Annotated in this window: 1 protein-coding gene; it reads left to right on the top strand. The window is 40.8% G+C overall.

All coding sequences use genetic code 11. The features are described from left to right. Window positions 1-276, top strand: a 276-nt coding sequence (locus I6E40_RS10720) for a hypothetical protein (RefSeq protein ID WP_235387278.1), incomplete at its 5' end; no start/stop codon positions are given. Window positions 277-451: the final 175 nt, after the last annotated feature.

The following is a 451-nucleotide window of genomic DNA, read 5'->3' as shown; positions in this document are numbered from 1 at the left end:
ATGGGAGGAGCCTCGGCTCCCCCCTTTTTTCGTCACTTTCCCTTTAAAATCGGGGTTTTAGAAGCGCATCCGGTTAAAATTTGCCTTCCTCTAATTTTTATTTGCCTTCCTCTAATTTTAACTAGGGGAAGGCAAAGCAAAACTGCACGCCGGATAGGCAAAATTGGGAGGCGAGAAGTGTTCCCGAAAGTTAAAAATGTTAATGTCGAATCGCTGAAAAATGGCTCAAAATTGTTGGATTTTTTGGAGCGGAAGCCTACCCCAACCCCTCCCTAAAGGGAAGGGCTTTTCAATTTCTCCATTAATGCCCATTAATTGTCTCATTAAATGTCTCATTAATTTCTGAACATTTCGCGCGTTTCGTATTCCAAAACAAATTAATGACTTCTTAATGGAATCAATTCATGAACATTAATGTTTCAAAAAGGCGGTCCTTTCGTCTTTCGCCCTT

It is taken from the genome of Prevotellamassilia timonensis (assembly GCF_021531665.1).
GTDB lineage: Bacteria > Bacteroidota > Bacteroidia > Bacteroidales > Bacteroidaceae > Alloprevotella.
The sequence above is the reverse complement of the archived record's forward strand: the minus strand, read 5'-3'. Positions and strand labels throughout refer to the sequence as shown.